At 44.5% G+C, this 752-nt stretch carries 2 protein-coding genes; both read right to left on the reverse strand.

Annotation, left to right across the window (positions count from 1 at the left end):
• Nucleotides 1–14: 14 nt before the first annotated feature.
• Complete coding sequence (gene sdhD, locus A3750_RS22395; RefSeq protein WP_068454135.1) at nt 15–359, reverse strand: succinate dehydrogenase, hydrophobic membrane anchor protein; 345 nt, start codon at nt 357–359, stop codon at nt 15–17.
• Nucleotides 353–727 (reverse strand): succinate dehydrogenase, cytochrome b556 subunit, encoded by a 375-nt coding sequence (sdhC, locus tag A3750_RS22400; protein ID WP_068454138.1) that lies wholly within the window; start codon nt 725–727, stop codon nt 353–355. The genes sdhD and sdhC overlap by 7 nt, the downstream gene beginning before the upstream one ends.
• Nucleotides 728–752: the final 25 nt, after the last annotated feature.

Below are 752 nucleotides of genomic sequence, written 5' to 3' on the forward strand. Positions count from 1 at the left end.
TCCTTTCATTTAGACTACCCCCACAAAATCTGAACGCCCCACACGACGTAGGCGAACATCGCCACACCGCATACAGCTTGAAAAATAACTCGAACACCCGTCGCCTTCATGTAGTCAGTAGAAATAGTCCAAAGACCAACCCATGCGTGGGCGCCAATCGAGAAAAGAGCTAGAAGAGAAAATATACGCATCGGAGTACAATCGAATAAACCACTCCATTGCGCATAACTCAAATCAGGGTTAAGAACCAAATACCCCAAAATAAAAATTGTGTAGGCCGCCAAAATTACAGCTGTAAATCGCTGAATCAGCCAATCATAGAGGCCATTTCGACCCAAGCTCGTAACACTAGCTACCATATCCATACTCCAGCGAGAACAATTAGTACAACAGAGATGACGATCGTTGCTTTTGCAGCAAGCAAACCGCCCTCTAGAGTTTCACCAACACCTGTATCCATAATCAAATGCTTGATTCCGGCGACCAAGTGATAGAGCAATGCGGAGACAACTCCCCAAATGATCAGTTTCGCCAAGAACGAATCCAATAAGGCTTTGGCCTGATTAAAGCCTTCTTCGCTTTGAAGGGACAAATCCAGTCCATACATTAAAAACACCAAACCTACGAATAAAGCGACACCGGTAATACGGTGCGCAATCGAAGTAAGCGCAGGCAAAGGGAAGCTAAATTGAGTCAAATCTAGATTGACTGGTCTTTTATTCTCCACGGCTCTCTTCTCTCATTTAAAGTGA

The sequence above is a fragment of the Oleiphilus sp. HI0079 genome, assembly GCF_001635105.1.